13 protein-coding genes and 1 pseudogene are annotated in these 15,561 nt (G+C 73.7%); 5 read left to right on the top strand and 9 right to left on the bottom strand.

The window, feature by feature from the left end:
• Positions 1 to 151 precede the first annotated feature (151 nt).
• Entirely contained in the window at positions 152 to 565 is a 414-nt protein-coding gene (locus ACWERV_RS31875) for a DUF6193 family natural product biosynthesis protein (RefSeq protein ID WP_452939717.1), read from the bottom strand.
• 31 nt (positions 566 to 596) lie between these two features.
• Here ACWERV_RS31875 and ACWERV_RS31880 point away from each other — a divergent pair.
• Positions 597 to 1,033 (top strand): annotated as a pseudogene (locus ACWERV_RS31880) (IS5 family transposase); the annotation flags it as partial.
• Positions 1,034 to 1,132: 99 nt separating this feature from the next.
• Here ACWERV_RS31880 and ACWERV_RS31885 read toward each other — a convergent pair.
• The 3 genes from ACWERV_RS31885 to ACWERV_RS31895 are packed head-to-tail and all read right to left on the bottom strand — an operon-like array spanning position 1,133 to position 3,659.
• Positions 1,133 to 1,417, bottom strand: a complete 285-nt coding sequence (locus ACWERV_RS31885) for an SDR family oxidoreductase (protein WP_452939719.1) — start codon at positions 1,415 to 1,417, stop codon at positions 1,133 to 1,135.
• A gap of 14 nt (positions 1,418 to 1,431) precedes the next feature.
• Positions 1,432 to 2,025 carry an NADPH-dependent FMN reductase gene (locus ACWERV_RS31890; RefSeq protein WP_452939722.1) on the bottom strand — a complete coding sequence of 198 codons (594 nt, stop codon included), beginning with the start codon at positions 2,023 to 2,025 and terminating at the stop codon, positions 1,432 to 1,434.
• 56 nt (positions 2,026 to 2,081) lie between these two features.
• Positions 2,082 to 3,659 carry an MDR family MFS transporter gene (locus ACWERV_RS31895; RefSeq protein ID WP_452939724.1) on the bottom strand — a complete coding sequence of 526 codons (1,578 nt, stop codon included), beginning with the start codon at positions 3,657 to 3,659 and terminating at the stop codon, positions 2,082 to 2,084.
• Between the two features lie 99 nt (positions 3,660 to 3,758).
• On the opposite strand from ACWERV_RS31895, the gene ACWERV_RS31900 reads away from it, so the two are divergent.
• A complete protein-coding gene (locus ACWERV_RS31900) occupies positions 3,759 to 4,586 on the top strand; it encodes a TetR/AcrR family transcriptional regulator (protein ID WP_452939727.1) in 828 nt (275 codons plus the stop codon).
• Positions 4,587 to 4,740: 154 nt separating this feature from the next.
• On the opposite strand, the gene ACWERV_RS31905 is transcribed toward ACWERV_RS31900, so the two are convergent.
• A complete protein-coding gene (locus tag ACWERV_RS31905; RefSeq protein ID WP_452939730.1) occupies positions 4,741 to 7,125 on the bottom strand; it encodes a glycoside hydrolase family 44 protein in 2,385 nt (794 codons plus the stop codon).
• Positions 7,126 to 7,329: 204 nt separating this feature from the next.
• Here ACWERV_RS31905 and ACWERV_RS31910 point away from each other — a divergent pair, with 204 nt between their 5' ends.
• Both ACWERV_RS31910 and ACWERV_RS31915 read left to right on the top strand, forming a co-directional pair.
• Entirely contained in the window at positions 7,330 to 8,301 is a 972-nt protein-coding gene (locus ACWERV_RS31910; RefSeq protein ID WP_452939732.1) for a TIGR03557 family F420-dependent LLM class oxidoreductase, read from the top strand.
• Between the two features lie 4 nt (positions 8,302 to 8,305).
• Positions 8,306 to 8,797 (top strand): metallophosphoesterase family protein, encoded by a 492-nt coding sequence (locus ACWERV_RS31915; RefSeq protein WP_452939735.1) that lies wholly within the window; start codon positions 8,306 to 8,308, stop codon positions 8,795 to 8,797.
• 63 nt (positions 8,798 to 8,860) lie between these two features.
• On the opposite strand, the gene ACWERV_RS31920 is transcribed toward ACWERV_RS31915, so the two are convergent.
• The 4 genes from ACWERV_RS31920 to ACWERV_RS31935 all read right to left on the bottom strand — a co-directional run bounded on the left by ACWERV_RS31920 (position 8,861) and on the right by ACWERV_RS31935 (position 12,706).
• Positions 8,861 to 9,670, bottom strand: a complete 810-nt coding sequence (locus ACWERV_RS31920; protein WP_452939738.1) for an ALF repeat-containing protein — start codon at positions 9,668 to 9,670, stop codon at positions 8,861 to 8,863.
• 180 nt (positions 9,671 to 9,850) lie between these two features.
• The gene (locus ACWERV_RS31925) at positions 9,851 to 10,498 is read right to left on the bottom strand and encodes an HD domain-containing protein (protein ID WP_452939741.1); all 648 of its coding nucleotides are present in this window, start codon (positions 10,496 to 10,498) and stop codon (positions 9,851 to 9,853) included.
• Positions 10,499 to 10,813: 315 nt separating this feature from the next.
• Positions 10,814 to 11,989: an MFS transporter gene (locus ACWERV_RS31930; RefSeq protein ID WP_452939744.1), complete on the bottom strand. Its 1,176-nt coding sequence runs from the start codon at positions 11,987 to 11,989 to the stop codon at positions 10,814 to 10,816.
• A gap of 276 nt (positions 11,990 to 12,265) precedes the next feature.
• Positions 12,266 to 12,706 carry a hypothetical protein gene (locus ACWERV_RS31935; protein WP_452939747.1) on the bottom strand — a complete coding sequence of 147 codons (441 nt, stop codon included), beginning with the start codon at positions 12,704 to 12,706 and terminating at the stop codon, positions 12,266 to 12,268.
• 402 nt (positions 12,707 to 13,108) lie between these two features.
• Between ACWERV_RS31935 and ACWERV_RS31940 the strand changes: the two genes are divergently transcribed.
• Entirely contained in the window at positions 13,109 to 15,532 is a 2,424-nt protein-coding gene (locus tag ACWERV_RS31940; protein ID WP_452939750.1) for an ATP-binding protein, read from the top strand.
• Positions 15,533 to 15,561 lie beyond the last annotated feature (29 nt).

Genomic DNA, 15,561 nt, shown 5'->3' on the forward strand with positions numbered 1-15,561 from the left:
ACACGATCCAGGATCCGACGACGGAACCGACTGTGGTCCAGACAATGACGGCCGTCAGGCTCAACCGCCCCTGCCGGGCGGCGAATCCGGCCAAGAGGAGGACGATCTCACTGGGGATGAACGGCAGTACCGTGTCGACTAGAGCCCGTCTTCAAAGGCGCCTTGTGAGCTGCCGACGCCAAGTCGGCGGCTCGTCTGGTGGCAGACGATCGACGACCACAGCTACTGCAGCTTGCGCGCTGTCCGTCTCGGCGATCCGCGGGCTGGTCCGGCTCGGCCCTTCGACGTAGTACCGGCGGTCTCTCAGGGTGCCGATGTAGGGGATGTCCCAGGTGTGGGGGATCTCGGTGCACCTGCTGAAGTGCAGCTCCCACATACCGGCCCAGGGGTAGAGCTGGCGAAGCCGTGGCTCGGCATGAGCCCGTAGCACCAGCTCGGCAAACGGACCTGCAAGCGGTGACACCTCGGGTCGGCGAGGTTCGCCGGCCCTGGTGAGGATCCTGTGCCAGGCCGCTTCAACGGTATTGGTCATGTCGTAATTGTGGGGGGCGCTGCTGCCCGTCATCAAAGATCACTTCTCGGTAGATCATGGTCGGATGGGCCGACATGAACTTAGCGACCACGAGTGGGACTTGCTCGCTCCGCTCATACCGCGGGCCGTAACCGGCCGACCGAGGGCGAATGACCGGCAGGTCATCAACGGGATGATCTACAAGATACGAACCGGCCTGCCCTGGCGAGATCTGCCCGACCGTTTCGGCCCATGGCAAACGGTCTACACCCGCTTCCGTCGCTACGCGTTGAGTGGCGTCTTCGCCCAGGCCCTTCATCAGATCCAGGCTCAGGCTGATGCGGTCGGCGACATCGACTGGCTCGTCCAGATCGATTCCACCATCGTGCGAGCTCATCAGCATGCCGCCGCCACCGGCCGAAAAGGGGGACGCACCGGAGGGACGAACCGGACGATCACGCCCTTGGTCGTTCACGCGGGGGCCTGACGACCAAGATCCACCTTGCCTGCGACGGCCGCGGCTCGACGTGCGGGCCGACGGTGAGAATCTGATCGGTCCCGTGGGAGTGGTGCTGCCGCCTCGTGTCGCCGGTCGGATCGGGCTGACGGTTACCGAGGCGGTCAGCCCTCATGCACGCGGTCGGGCTGAACGGTTGTCCCGCTTGAGGCGTCCAGGCGGTGGCCGGTCATGTAGCGGGTGTCGTCGGAGGCCGGAAACGCCACCGTGTCGGCGACGTCTCCCGGCGTGCCCAACCGGCCAAGCGGCGACAGGGATTCCAGCCATGTCAGGGCCTGACCGGTCAGCCGTCCCCGGTGCATGTTGCCCAGTTCGGCGTGGACGGCGAAGGCCTGGATGCCCCTGCTCGCACCGGTCACCAGTGCCGTTCTGCCGGTCAGTGACGTCATGTTCATCCTTTCTGTCAGGCGGTGTAGGGGGTGGTGGACTTCGCGTCGCGGAGTGCGACGGCCCACCAGGCGAGCTGGTCGAGCATGGTTTTGGCCGCGCCGCCGCATTCGTCCGGGTCGTTGGGGTGGCCGTCGGCGTCGAAGCGGGTCCAGGCTCCGTGGAAGCTGACGGTGTCGCGGACGGTGACGGCGTGCAGTTCGGCGAAGACCTGCCGCAGTTGCTGGACCGCGTGCAGGCCGCCGGCAATGCCGCCGTAGGAGACGAACCCGACCGGCTTGGCGTGCCACTGCTGGTTGTGCCAGTCGATCAGGTTCTTCAGCGACGCGGGGAAGCTGCGGTTGTACTCCGGTGTCACCACGGCGAACGCGTCGGCGTCCGCCAGGCGGGTGCTCACTGCCGCGAGCGCCTCGGCGTCTTCGGGCGCGAGGCTGCCGCCGAAGGCGGGCAGCACCACGGGCAGCGGGTTCTCGGCGAGATCGATGACGTCGACGTCCATGTCGTCGCGTTGCCGGGCCTGGCCGGTGAACCAGTTTGCGACGACGGGCGCGAACCGGCCCTCGCGCGTGCTTCCCACGATGACGGCGAGTTTGATGGGAGGAGTGGACATGGCGGATCCTTCTCTCAAGGTGATCGGCGGGGCCTGACGGGCTTCCGCGGACGAGGTCAGCCGGCTGAGCCGGGGACTCGGACGGTGGCCGGTTCCGGGGACTGTTCGGGTTCCGGTGTCTGGCGCGTGCGCAGGGGGACCTCGCGGATCGCCCAGGCCGCGGCGAACGCGAACACGGCCAGCAGCGCACTCACGGCGGCGACGTCGTGCACGCCGTCGGTGACGGCGGCCTTGAAGGCGTCACGCTGCGGAGCGGGCAGCTCGTGGAGGAGCGCCGGGGTCAGGTGGCCGCCGCCGGAGGCGATCTCGTGTCCGGTCCCGGCGCCGAGACGGCCGGCGAGAGTGTCATTGACGCGCCCCGCGTAGAGCGCGCCGAGCAGGGCCACGCCGAGCGACCCACCGATCGTGCGGAACAGCGTCACCGATCCGCTGGCCGCGCCCATGTCGCGCAGGTCCGCGCTGTTCATCGTGATGAGCACGGTGCTCTGCATCAGCAGGCCGGTGCCTACGCCCGCCGCGAGCGTGAGCGCGGAAGCGGTGGCGGTGGCGGTGCCGACCTGGAGCCGGAGCAGTGCCAGCATCCCGATCGTGAACACCGCACCGCCCAGGATCGGATAGATCCGGTAGCGGCCGTTGCGGTTGATGAGCCGTCCCGTCGTGAGCTGCGCGGTGAGCATCCCGAACATGAACGGCAGCAGCAGCATGCCGCTGACCGTCGGTGTGGCGCCGCGAACGTACTGCATGTACAGCGGGAGGAAGCTCATCACACCGAACATCGCGGCGCCGACGAGCAGGCTCAGGATCTGGACGACGGTGAAGTTGCGGTCGCGGAACAGGCGCGGTGGAAGGATGGGCTCCGGCACCCGGCCCTCGACATACCCGAACCCGGCAAGGCTGAGGAGCCCCACCACCGCGAGCGCGAGGATCGGCGCGGAGGCCCAGCCGTACCGCGTACCGCCCCAGGTCGCCAGCAGTGTCAGCGCCAGGACGCCTATCGTGAGCAGCACCGCGCCGGCGAAGTCGATCCGCGCCTTGACCGGCTTCCTCCGCACCCTGATGTTCGTGGCGATGACCAGGAGGGCGACCGCTCCGACCGGCAGGTTGACGTAGAACGCCCAGCGCCAGCTCAGGTGGTCGGTGAGGAAGCCGCCCAGCAGGGGGCCGCCGACGAAGGCGACCGGCATCATCGCCCCGATCATGCCCTGCACCTTGCCGCTCTCACGCGGCGGAACCAGTTCGCCGACGAGCGCGAGGGCGCCGACCATCAGGCCGCCCGCCCCGAGTCCCTGGAGTGCGCGGAACCCGATGAGCTGCGTCATGTCGCGCGACAGCCCCGCCAGCACCGACCCTGCCAGGAAGACCCCGATCGAGGTCATGAACGTGCCCTTGCGGCCGTACAGGTCACCGAGCTTTCCCCAGATCGGTGTCGCCGCAGCGGTGGCGAGTGTGTACGCGGTGACCACCCACGCCAGGTGGCTGAGTCCGCCCAGGTCACCGACGATCGTCGGCAGTGCGGTGCCGACGATCAGGTTGTCGAGCATGGCCAGGAACATGCCGAGCATCAGCCCGAACAGACCGAGGTAGGTCGAGCGCGGCCGTCGTGCCCCGGGCGCCGGGGCCGTGCCGTCATTCATGATCCCCCCAATTGGGTACACCGTACTCGATTGATGTCCGCACGCAGCCTAAGCATCTGAGTACGATGTACGCAACTAGTCCGGAGAGAGGTGGGACCGATGCCCGGCGACGACGAGTACGTGAGCATCTGGATGCGGCCCGAACGCCCCCAGCGGTCGACCCCGGGGCCCCGCCCCGCCTACAGCCGAGCACAGATCACCGCGACCGCCGTCGCCATCGCGGACTCGGAAGGACTTGACGCCGCATCGATGCGCCGGATCGCGGCCGACCTCGGCACGGGCGCGATGTCGCTCTACCGGTACACCCCCCGCCGGGAGGACCTGATCGAGCTGATGGTCGACGCTGTCGCCGGCGAGATGAACCTGCCCGACCGCCCGACCGGCGACTGGCGCGCCGACCTGTCCCTGCTGGCCCACGAAAGACGGGCGCTGTGGCGGCGCCACCCGTGGCTGGCATCGCTGACCGAGGGCCACCCGGTCTGGGGGCCCAACTCCTTGCGGGTGCTGGAGTTCACCTACGGGGCACTCGACGGGTTCGGACTGGCCATCGACGAGGTCACCAGCCTCGTCGGCCTGATCAGCGGATACGTGGCCGGCGTCGTACGCACCGAGGTCGGCTGGGAGGAGGAGGCGCGCCGCACGAACGTGGACATGCGGCAGTGGATGAGCGACATCGGCCCGTACGTGCAAAGACTCATGGCCAGCGGGAAATATCCGATGTTCGCCCGAGTCATCCGTGAGACGCAGACCCCGTGGATGGAACCCGACGCGCGCTTCCGGTACGGCCTCGACCGCGTCCTGGACAGCATCGCCGCCACCCTGCCGGGCAACGCCGGACAGGCGCGGCGATCAAGCGCGACGGACGAGCCGAGACCGCCGTCCTGTCAGCCGGCCGCTCCCGATCAAGACGACCCCGGGCTGGCCTGACGGCCGGTTCTGCCTTTCGGCCAGGCCTTCCACGACATGAAGGGGGCTCAGCGCCGCCGTCACCCGTCCGGCCGCTCCCGGGGCGGGAACGGCCGGACGGGGCTGGGTCCGCCGCGCGGGCGAAATCGCGTCAGCGGGGGTGCCGGCCGGGTGCTCAGTGCACGGCGTGCGCGCCGGGTGCGCGGCCGACGGCCGCCGCGACGGTCGCGTTCGCGGTGCCCGGCGCGGCGCCGCACTGCTTGCCGTTGAGGGTGAAGGTCTGCGGGGCCGGGTTGGCGCCGCTGTAGGAGCCGTTGAAGCCGATGGTGGTGGACGCGCCGGTGGCCAGCGCCGCGTTCCAGCCGGCGTCCTTGACGGTGACCGCGGCGCCGGACTGGGACCAGGTGCCGTTCCAGCCCTGGGTGACCTTCTGGTTGCCGGCGAAGGAGAAGCCGAGCTGCCAGCCGTTGAGCGGGGCGGCCTTGTTGGTCAGGGTGACGCTGCCGCCGAAGCCACTTCCCCAGTCGGTCGTGACGGAGTAGGCGACGGTGCAGGTGGCGGCCGGGCCCGCGGCGGTGGTGACGGTCAGCGGGGGCGAGGGCGGGGAGCTGCGGCCCGCGGTGTCCTCGGCGACGACCCGGAAGGTGTAGGCGGTGGACGGGCTCAGCCCGGTGATCGTCGTACTGGTGGTCGCCGCGTCGACGGTCGCGACCGCGGGGGTGGTCGCGGGGTCGCCGGAGTAGACCCGGTAGGACGCCACCGGCGCGGACCCGGCGGCGGCCGGGGCCCAGGTCAGGGTCGCCCGGTCGGAGCCGACCGCGGAGGCGGCCGGGGTGCCGGGCGCGGACGGCGGGGTGGCGGTGGTGGATCCGGCCGGGATGACGTATTCGGTGATCGAGTACGCGGGGAAGGTCGCGCTGAAATGCCCGCCGGACAGCGGCTGGTCGGCGGGGTGCTGGATGGCGGTGGGGTCGTCCTGGCCGTAGCGGTAGACCTGTGCGGCGGCGGGCAGTGCGCTGCCGGAGGTCAGCGAGACCGGGGCGGTCAGGTCGCCGGTGGTCTTGTTGATCACGACGACGGTCGTCGCGTGGTCGCTGCCGCGCTCGGCGGCGTAGACCGACAGCTGGTCCTGGTCGGCGCTGCCGGAGGTGACGGCGGTGTCGCCGAAGGCACCGCCGGCGCCGTCGTAGTCGCGGAACATCCGGAAGGCGTACGCACCGGGGTCGGTGGCTTTCGGCGGCGACCACAGCGTGGCCAGGTCGAGGCCCTCGCGGCCGAAGATCCCGAGGACGTCCGCCTCGGCCAGGGCGCCGTCGACGTGGTCGAGCGCACCCCAGTTGTACTCGGATATGGCGACCTTGGTGCCGGGGTAGTTCTGGTCGACCAGTGAGCGCATCCGCGGGATGAACTGGATGGGCTGGTTGATCCAGCTCTCGTCGACGTACGACGGATCCCACAACTGCCGGGTGGAGCGCAGCCGCAGCGCCTGGGTGGCCGCGTCGTCGGTGCTGCCCAGCGCCACGCCCGTCTGCTGCGGGTAGATGTGTTCGTCGAAGTAGTCGAGGATGCGGGTGCCGTGGGCCTGCTGGTAGGCCTGCATCTGCTGGAGGTACCAGGTCGCGAAGGGCACCCCGCCGTGCGCCGCCTGGTCGGGCGGGTTGGACCAGCAGCTGCCGCCCTCCCGGTTGCAGACGTCCTGGTCGAGGCCGGAGTAGGTGAGGGAGTTGAAGCCCCAGCCGACCGGGCCGAGGGTCTGCGCGCCGGGGTCGGCGGCCTTGACGGCGGCCGCGGTGGCGTAGGTGCTGTCGCGCAGCTCGTCGTCGCTCGCCCCGGTGGGGTGGACGTCCCGGTGGGTGGTGTGCCACAGGTCGGGTTCGTTGTCGAGGTCGTAGAAGCGCACCCCGCCCTGCCCGGCCGCGCCGTACGCGCTGTCCAGGTACTGCACCCAGCCCTTGGTGAAGTCGGCGCCGATGGGGACGCTGGTGTCGGCGGGGTCGTTGCCGGTGACCGGCGTGCCGTCGGTCCTGGTCCCGTTGCCGCAGTCGGGGCGCCACTGGGAGTCGCTGCCCTGCTGAGGGCCGTACGCGGCGATGCTGAAGCCGCAGGAGCTGTCGCGTGCCGCGGGGGTCCAGCCGATCATCGGCACGGTCAGCAGGGTGTCGCTGCCGGTGCGCAGGTTCTGGTCGACGAACTGGTCCGCCTCGGAGCCGTCGGGCAGCGCGGCGGGGTCGTTGTCGGAGGCGACGTTCTCGAAGTACCAGTCGGAGCCGGTGTTGTGGGTGTCGAGTTTGTAGTTGTAGCGCGTGGTGGCGTTGCCGCCCCAGCGGTTCACCGGCAGCCGCAGCTCCTTGGCCAGGGCTTCGTCGGCGAAGTTCATGCCGTAGATGTGGGGGTCGATGACGTGCCGGCCCGTGGTGGTGTCGATGCTGAGCGCCGGGCCAGCTGTTGCGGCCGGTGCCGAACGCGGCGCGGCCGCCGCGCGGGCGGCGGGACCGGCGGGCACGGTGGCGACCACGGTGAGGACCAGCGCCGCGAGGGCGCTCTTGGATGCCGTACGCATTGTCTCCTTCTCCTGGCGTGGGGGGAACCGGCGCGCGTGGGGGAGCGCGGCCGGGTGAGCAGGGGCTGAAGGGACCGGTTTTTCGGGCCAGAGTATATGGGAGCGCTCCCATCACTGAAAGGGCGTCAGGCGGTCGCGGGCGTCCGCCGTTCGGATGGCGGCGCGCCGCCGGGGCGTACGGCCGCGGAGCGTGAGGATGGCCGCATGGAGATCGGCTACAAGCTCGCCGCGGAGGCCTTCGGCCCGCAGGAACTCGTCCGGCAGGCGGTGCGCGCGGAGGCCGCCGGGTTCGACTTCGTCGAGATGAGCGACCACTTCCACCCGTGGCTCGACGCGCAGGGGCACTCGCCCTTCGCCTGGACGGTGCTCGGGACGATCGCGGCCAGGACCGAGCGGATCGGGCTCGCGACCGGCGTGACCTGCCCGACCGTGCGCTACCACCCGGCGGTGATCGCGCAGGCCGCCGCCACGCTCGCGCTGCTGTGCGACGGCCGCTTCGTCCTCGGCGTCGGCGCGGGCGAGCGGCTCAACGAGCACGTCGTCGGGCCGGGTTTCCCCGAGTCGACGCAGGGGCGGCACGAGCGGCTGCGGGAGGCCCTGGAGATCATCCGGCTGCTCTGGCAGGGCGGCTACCGCTCCTACCAGGGGGCCCATCTGCGGCTGGAGGACGCGCGGATCTTCGACCTGCCGGAACGGCCGCCGCTCATCGCCGTGGCCGCCGGGGGCCCGCAGGCGGCGCGGCTCGCTGCCGAACTGGGCGACGGGTTGTTCGCCACCGACGAGGACCCCTCGCTCGTCGAGCAGTACCGCGCCGCGGGCGGGTCCGGGCCCCGCTACGCCGAGGTGCCCGTCGCCTGGGCGCCGGACGAGCAGACCGCCGCGGAGGCGGCCCACGCGTCCTCCCGGTGGGCGCTGGCCGGATGGAAGGTGATGAGCGAACTGCCCAACCCCGTCAACTTCGAGGCCGCCAGCACGACCGTGCGCACCGACGACATCCGCCGCACGTTCACCTGCGGCACCGACCCCGAACGCTACGCCGGGGCCGTCCGGCGCCACCTCGACGCCGGCTTCGACCGGATCGTCCTCCAGAACGCCGGACCCGACCCGGACGGCTTCCTCGACTTCTACGCCCGCGAACTCGACGGCCCGCTGCGCCGGTTGCGCCCGAACGGCTGAGCCCGTGCGCCTGCTGCTCATGTCCGACACGCACGTGCCCGTCCGGGCCCGGCAGCTCCCGGACGGACTCCTGGCCGCGGTCGACACCGCGGACGTCGTCCTGCACGCCGGGGACTGGGTGGACGAGGCCACCCTCGACGTCCTGGCGGACCGGGCCCGGCGGCTGGTGGCGGTGTACGGCAACAACGACGGACCCGGCCTGCGGGCGCGGCTGCCCGAGATCGCCCGCGCCGACGTGGGCGGTGTGCGGTTCGCCGTGGTGCACGAGACGGGGGTCGCGCGGGGCCGCGAGGAGCGCTGCGCCCGCCGCTTCCCCGACACCGACGTGCTGGTCTTCGGCCACAGCCACATCCCCTGGGACACCACCGCGCCGGGCGGCCTGCGGCTGCTCAACCCGGGTTCCCCGACCGACCGCCGCCGCCAGCCCCACCGCACGTACCTGACCGCCCTCGCGACGGACGGCGAGCTGTCGGAGGTGACCCTCCACCGCCTGTGAAGGCGGCCCTGGAGCGCCGCCCGCGCGGCGGCCGACGGTGGCCGGCCGCCGCGCGGACCGGGCTCAGCCGTCGACCTCGTACTGGCCGACCGTGCGGAACTGGCGCAGGGCCTCGGGGCTGCCGTCGTCGAGGACCGCCTGGATCGCGGCGACCATGGCGTCGCTGATGTCCGGGTCGTTGAGCATGCGGACGATGTACAGCGCGTCGTCCTGGGCCTGGGCGAGACGGTAACCCGTCCAGCGGAAGTCGCTCAGGGCCTCGGCGGTGCCGGCGTCGAGGGCGTCGCTGGCGGCCTGCTGCACGTGCTTGTCGCCGTTCTGCCGGGCCGTGGAGAGGATGCGTGCGACGGCGAGGGCGTTGTCCTGGGTCTGGGCGAAGGCGTACCCCGTCTCCAGGAAGGCACGCAGGGCCTCCGGGGTGCCCGCGTCCAGGGCGTCGCTGCCCGCCTGCTGCACGTGCGTGTCGCCGTTCTGCCGGGCCACGGAAAGGATGCGGGCGATGGTGAAGGAGTCGTCCTCGGCCTGGGCGGTGCGGCAGCCCGTCAGGAAGAAGGCGCGCGTGCCGTCCGCGGTGCCGCCCAGGGCCGCACCGGCCTCGCGCAGGACGGCCCGGCCCGCGTTCGGGTCCGCGAGGACGTCCTGGAGTGCCGCGCGGAGCTGGTCCTCCGTCAGCTGGTCGACGGGCGTGCCGTCGGTGGAGGGATCGGCGGGGCAGGCCGTCGCGGGTGTGGGGGTGATGGGGGTGATCGGGGTGGCGGACGTGGCGAGCGGGGCCGGTGCGGGGGTGCCGGCGGCGAACGCCGGGGCGGTGAGGAGGAGAGCGGGCGTCAGGGCGGTCGCGGCGATCAGCAGCGCGACGCGGGTCGGTCTCATGATGTGCCTCCGGTGTTCCGTGGGTCCATCGGTGCGGTGGGTCCCCGAACCCGCCGCCTGCACCAGTGGCGGACGCCCGTGCACCGGGTGGCGGTTCCTCACTTGTGCCCGTCCCGCAAGGGGACGCCACCCGTCCGGATCAGGGCGGACGCGGGGTGCGGGCCCGTCTCCGGTGCGAGGTCACTCCGGCCACGGGTTGTCGCGGATCAGGTCGACGAAGTCCGTGCGGCGGAAGGACGGGTCGAAGTGGGCCAGGACGTCGGCGTTCATCGTGCCGAAGGTGGTGTCGGGGCGCGCGGACATGCCGTCGTGGAAGGCCTTCAGGATGCGGTTCTTGAAGTCGGGGCGCGGGTGGGCGGCGACGACCTCGGCGCGCTGCCGCTCGGTGATCTCCGCGAGGCCGAGGCCGAGGACGTCCGTCTCGACGCCGAGGGTCACGACGGCGACCTCGGGGGAGAGGTGGAGGGGGACCTCCGGGGTGGTGTGCAGGGCGATGGCCAGCCAGACGTCGCGGGCCTCGCGCGCGGAGCGGCCGTGGTCGAGCAGGAAGGCGCGGGCGGCCTCGGCGCCGTCGAGCTCGAAGCGGCGGTCCGTCGTGGCGTACGACGGGGTCAGCCCGAGATCGTGGAAGAGGCCGCCCACGTAAGCGAGTTCGGGATCGACTTCCAGGCCGCGCGCGGCCGCCTTGAGCGAGCCGAAGAGGTAGACGCGGCGCGAGTGGTGGAAGAGCGTCTCGTCGGCGGCCTCCCGGACGAGGGCGGTGGCCTCGCGGACCAGCTCGGTGTCGGGAACGGTGATCCCCGCGATCGTCTCCGTCGTCGATGGCATGAGCGCTCTCCCGGGTCGGTGCGGTGTGGACTGCCTCCAGCATTCCCGCAGGCCGGCGTGCCGGGCCCCGCCCGAACCGCCGTGCACCCCACAGATCCGGACCTTGGCCGTACCCGGTGTCAGGGCGCCTCGCCCGCGCCCCCGCCGCCCCGGGCGGTGGCGAACCGGGAGCGGTAGCTGCTCGGCGGGACACCCAGACGGGTGACGAAGACCCGGCGCATCGTCTCCGCGCTGCCGAACCCCGCGGCGCGCGCGGCCTCCGCGACCCCGCACCCCGCGCCCGGCCGCCCGCGGCACCGGGCAAGCCTCCCGCCCTCAGCGCCCCGCGGCCGTCACCGTGGCTCCGGTGTCCGCGGGGGCGGTCCCCGGTACGGGGCGGGGCTCCGGCAGCCGGGTCAGCAGGGCGACGGTGAGCAGGACGGGGAGCAGCGCGGCCAGGGTGCGGGTCAGGCCGCCCAGTTCGGCGGCCCAGCCCACGGCCGCCGGGCCGAGCAGGACGCCCGCGTAGGTGAAGGTCGTGAAGCGGGAGACGGCGGTCGCCGCGCTCACCCCCTCCGTCCGGCCCACCGCGCTGAACGCCAGTGGCAGCAGCACCGACATCCCCGCGCCCATCACCGCGAACCCGGCGACGGCGGTCACGGGCTCGGCGGTCAGCACGGCGACGCCGAGCCCCGCGACGGCGACCAGCCCTCCGGTGCGGAAGACCGGCGCGGCGCCGTAGCGGGTGGCCAGCCGGTCGCCGACCACGCGGACGGCGGTCTGCCCCGCGGCGTACGCGGTGACGGCGGTCGCGGCGAGGCCGACCGGGACGCCGCGGGCGTCGTGCAGGAAGATCGGCCCCCACCCGAGCGCGGCGCCCTCGCACACCATCAGGGCCGTGCCGGTCAGCCCGAGCACGACGAACGCCGCGCTCCACCGCCCCGCGCGGCCCGCGTCCGGCCGGGCGACGTCCCCACCCGGCCGGGCGCGGTCGGCCCCGGCGGGCAGCAGCAGCCGGCCGAGCACGAGCCCGGCGGCGGCCAGTACCGCCGCCGCGCCCACGAAATGCGCGGTCAGGGTCACCCCGGCCCGGGACAGCCCCGCCGTCGCCAGCGAGGCCACGACCGCGCTGACACTCCACGCGGCATGGCAGCCGCTCAGGATCCGCCGCCCGGCGCGCTGCTCCACGGCGACGGCGTGCGCGTTCATGGCCGCGTCCGTCGTACCGTGCACGGCGCCGAGCGCGGTGTTCGCGGCCGCGAGCGCGCCGAAGCCGCCCGACAGGCCGACCAGGGCCAGCAGCAGCGGCATGACGACGAGCGACACGCGCAGCACCGGCCGGCTCCCCACCCGGGCGACCAGCGGCCCGACGAACTGCATCGCCACGATCGCCGCCACCGCGAACAGCAGCCCCAGCACCCCCACCTGGCCGTCGCTCAGATGGCGCTCGCTCTTGAGCGAGGCCTGCCGCGCGATCGACGTCGACAGCGTCAGCCCGTTGAGCAGGAACACGGCCGTCGCCGGCCACCTCCCGCTCCCGCCCGCCCCTGCCCCCTGCACGCGCCCCGCCATCCCGCGACCTCCGTCCGCCCCGCACCGACGACCCGGAAACCCGGGCCCGCAGCAACGACGAACGGGACGGCCGCACATCGACACCCGCGGGCGACGGGGTGCCCCGGCGGGGCCGTGCGACGCGCGCGGAGCGTCGCCGGGCGGTCCGGTGCGAGCCCGGGAACGGCTGCGGCCCGCTCCCCTTCCCCCGGGAGCGGGCCGCCGCCTTCGGGGTGGTCAGCTGTACGTCAGGCCGCTGACGGAGCAGTAGCGGACGAACGGGCCCGGGTACACGTACTCGTCCAGGCAGTAGCCGTTCGCGCTGATGGCCGAGGTGCCCGGGGTGATGGTGTAGCGGTTGCCCTCCCACATCGGGGTCTGCGGGTCGGTCTCGCAGAAGCCGGTGTTGATCGCGAGGGAGCTCGCGCTCGCCGGGATCTGGACGGTGAAGTACTTCACGCCGCCGGACGCGTAGCTCGAACCGTCGGGGTAGTACCAGCCGGAGCCGTTGTCGACGCTCAGCCCGTACGGCAGCCCGTAGGAGCAGCTCAGGGCGAGGTTCAGGGTGCGCGTCGTCTCCGCCGAGGCGGACTGCGGCGCCGCGGCCGCGAGCAGCAGGGCGGCGGCGGTCGCCGACCCGAGCGCCACGAGCCGGGCGGCGGTGCTTCGTGTGTTCATGGGGACGTCCTGTCCTTCCGGGCGCGCGGGCGCGCCCTGGCGAGTGGGGGGTGCGGACGTGCGGCGCCCGCCCGCGGGCCGCCGTCACGCCCGCGCCGCCGGGCCTGACCCCGGCGCCGCGAACGGCGACCCGCCGCGCGGACGCGCCGCCCCATGGTGCCCGCGCGGCACGGACGCGGCCGCGGCTTCCGTGCACGGCCGAAGACCGCCGAAGACCGGCGAACGGGGAGCGGCCCTCGGCACGGGCGGGCGTCGGCGACGGGGCTATGCCGGGGCTGTGGCCCGCCGGACCTGTGAAGGTCCGCGTACCGGCCCCGGCGGCGCCGCCCGGCGGTAAGCTGCCGCCCGCCCACGGTGTTCGGGCCCGCGCCCCGCGGGGAACGGGACGGGAGAGGACGTCGGATGAGGCAGCCCCCGCCGGACCCGGCCGGTCCGGTGGCCGAGGCCGCCGCGGCGGTCCGGACGCCGGACGAACTCGCCCTGCTGTTACGGGACCTGCGCCGCCGGCACGCGCGCAGCCGCCACGACAGCCCGCTGACCTACCGCGAGCTGGCCGCCCGCACCGGGTGGTCGCAGACGGCGATCGCCGAGTACTTCACCGCCCGCACCCTGCCGCCCACCGACCGGCTCGACGGACTGCTCGAACTCCTCGGCGCCACACCGGCCGAGCAGCGCGCCCTGGCCACCGCCCGGGACCGGGTCGAGGAGGCCGCCCGCCGGACGAGGAACAGCGGCGGGCCGCCCCCGGTCGCCGCCGACACGGATCCGGCGCCGCGCCAACTGCCGCCCCCACCCGCACTTTTCACCGGACGGACCCGCGAACTCGCCCTGCTGGACACCGCTCTCGGCGACGGCCCCGGCGGCATCTGCGCGATCGGCGGCATGGGCGGCATCGGCAAGACATGGCTCGCCCTGCACTGGGCGCACACCCGCCGCGACCGCTTCCCGGACGGCGAACTCCACGCGGACCTGCGCGGATTCGACCCCACCGGGCAGCCCGTGGACCCGGCCGCCGCGGTACGCGGCTTCCTCGCCGCGCTGGGCGTGGCACCGGCCGCCCTCCCCGCCGGGCCCGACGCGCAGGCCGCGCTCTACCGCGGCCTCACCGCGGAGCGGCGGATGCTCGTCCTGCTGGACAACGCGCCCGACACGGAGCACGTCGTCCCGCTGCTGCCCGGCGGCAGCGGATGCACCGTGCTGATCACCGGCCGACGACGGCTGACCGGCCTGATCACCGCCCACGGCGCCCGGCCTCTGGCCCTCGGCGAACTCCCCGCGCCCGACGCGTACGAGATGCTCGCCCGCCGCCTGGGCCGCGCGCGGCTGGACGCCGAGCCCGGCGCGGCGGCCGACCTCGTCACCTGCTGCGCGGGCCTGCCCCTCGCGCTCGGTATCGCCGCCGCCTGCGCCGCCACCCACCCCGGCCTGCCGCTCACGGCCCTGGCCGACGAACTGCGCGACGACACGCGCCGACTGGACGCCCTCGACGGCGGCGAGCCGCACGCCGACCTGCGGGCCGTACTGTCATGGTCCGGGCGCGCCCTGTCGCGGGACGCCGCCCACGCGTTCGCGCTGCTGGGCACCGCCCCCGGCCCGGACATCACGCCCGCCGCGGCCGCCCACCTGCTCGGCCTGCCGCCCGCCACGGCCCGCGCGCTGCTGCGCGAACTCGACCACGCCCACCTCGTCCGGCGGCACGCCCCCGAGCGCTACCGCATGCACGACCTGCTCCGCCTGCACGCCACCGAACTCGCCCGCACGCACGGCACCCCCGCGGAGCGGCGGGCGGCGATCCGCCGCCTGGTCGACCACCGCACGGAGGCCGCGAGCACGGCCGCCCGCTCCCTCGCCCCCCACCACCCCCCGCTCCCGCTGCCCGCCGTCCCCGCCCCCGACGGGCCCGTGCCAGGTGACCGGGCCTCCGGCCGTCCCGACCCCGAAGTGCCCCACGACCAGGCCTCGGCCATGGCCTGGTTCGACGCGGAGCACCCCAACCTCGTGGCCGCCCAGCAGGCGGCGCGCGCGAACGGGTGGGACGTCCAGACCTGCCGGCTCGCGTGGGCGCTGGACCCCTACCACCGCAGCCGCGGGTACTACGCGGACCAGGCGGCGATGTGGCGGCTCGCCGCACAGGCGGCGGAAGGACTCGGCGTGCCCGCCCTGCGCGCCCGCGCCCACCAGATGCTCGGCGACGCGTGCGCCCTGCTCGGCCGGACCGGCGACGCCCTCCGCCACCTGGAACGCGCCCTGGCACTGACCGGGGGCACCGGCGACGGCCCTGCCCGCGCCGAGATCCACCACAGCCTCGGCGGCGCCTGGGAGCGGCACGGCGACGACCGGCGCGCACTGGAACACGCCCTGCGGGCACTGGAGATCTTCCGGACCCTGGACGACACCTACCGCCAGGCCCGCGCCCTCAACGCCGTCGGCTGGCTCCGCACCCGCCTCGGCGACCACACCGAGGCCCGCGCCGACTGCCTGGCCGCCCTCGCACTGCTGCGCCGGCACCCCGCCGACCGCCGCCAGCTCGGCGAGTCCAGCACCCTCGACAGCCTCGGCTGCATCGCCCACCGGCGCGGCGAGCACGACCTCGCGGTCGCGTACTACGGCGAGGCGCTGGCCATCTGCCGCGCCCAGGGCCACAGCCACCTGGAGGCCGACGTCCTCCGCCACACCGCCGAGTCCCTCCTCGCCCGGCACCGCACGGACGAGGCCCGCGCCGCCCTGTCCCGCGCCCGCGCCCTCCTCACGTCCCAGCACCGCCTGTCCGACGCCGACCAGGTCGCACACGAACTGGCCGCCCTCGACCGTACGGCCGACGGCTGACAGACCCGCGCGGCTCCGAGCCGGGTCCG

This window comes from Streptomyces sp. NPDC004031, assembly GCF_053604375.1.

What these genes read in the sequence shown, in the direction of transcription:
- ACWERV_RS31875 (WP_452939717.1), bottom strand. Translation starts at nt 565, where the DNA reads ATGACGGGCAGCAGCGCCCCCCACAATTACGACATGACCAATACCGTT.
- ACWERV_RS31885 (WP_452939719.1), bottom strand. Translation starts at nt 1,417, where the DNA reads ATGACGTCACTGACCGGCAGAACGGCACTGGTGACCGGTGCGAGCAGG.
- ACWERV_RS31890 (WP_452939722.1), bottom strand. Translation starts at nt 2,025, where the DNA reads ATGTCCACTCCTCCCATCAAACTCGCCGTCATCGTGGGAAGCACGCGC.
- ACWERV_RS31895 (WP_452939724.1), bottom strand. Translation starts at nt 3,659, where the DNA reads ATGAATGACGGCACGGCCCCGGCGCCCGGGGCACGACGGCCGCGCTCG.
- ACWERV_RS31900 (WP_452939727.1), top strand. Translation starts at nt 3,759, where the DNA reads ATGCCCGGCGACGACGAGTACGTGAGCATCTGGATGCGGCCCGAACGC.
- ACWERV_RS31905 (WP_452939730.1), bottom strand. Translation starts at nt 7,125, where the DNA reads ATGCGTACGGCATCCAAGAGCGCCCTCGCGGCGCTGGTCCTCACCGTG.
- ACWERV_RS31910 (WP_452939732.1), top strand. Translation starts at nt 7,330, where the DNA reads ATGGAGATCGGCTACAAGCTCGCCGCGGAGGCCTTCGGCCCGCAGGAA.
- ACWERV_RS31920 (WP_452939738.1), bottom strand. Translation starts at nt 9,670, where the DNA reads ATGAGACCGACCCGCGTCGCGCTGCTGATCGCCGCGACCGCCCTGACG.
- ACWERV_RS31925 (WP_452939741.1), bottom strand. Translation starts at nt 10,498, where the DNA reads ATGCCATCGACGACGGAGACGATCGCGGGGATCACCGTTCCCGACACC.
- ACWERV_RS31935 (WP_452939747.1), bottom strand. Translation starts at nt 12,706, where the DNA reads ATGAACACACGAAGCACCGCCGCCCGGCTCGTGGCGCTCGGGTCGGCG.
- ACWERV_RS31940 (WP_452939750.1), top strand. Translation starts at nt 13,109, where the DNA reads ATGAGGCAGCCCCCGCCGGACCCGGCCGGTCCGGTGGCCGAGGCCGCC.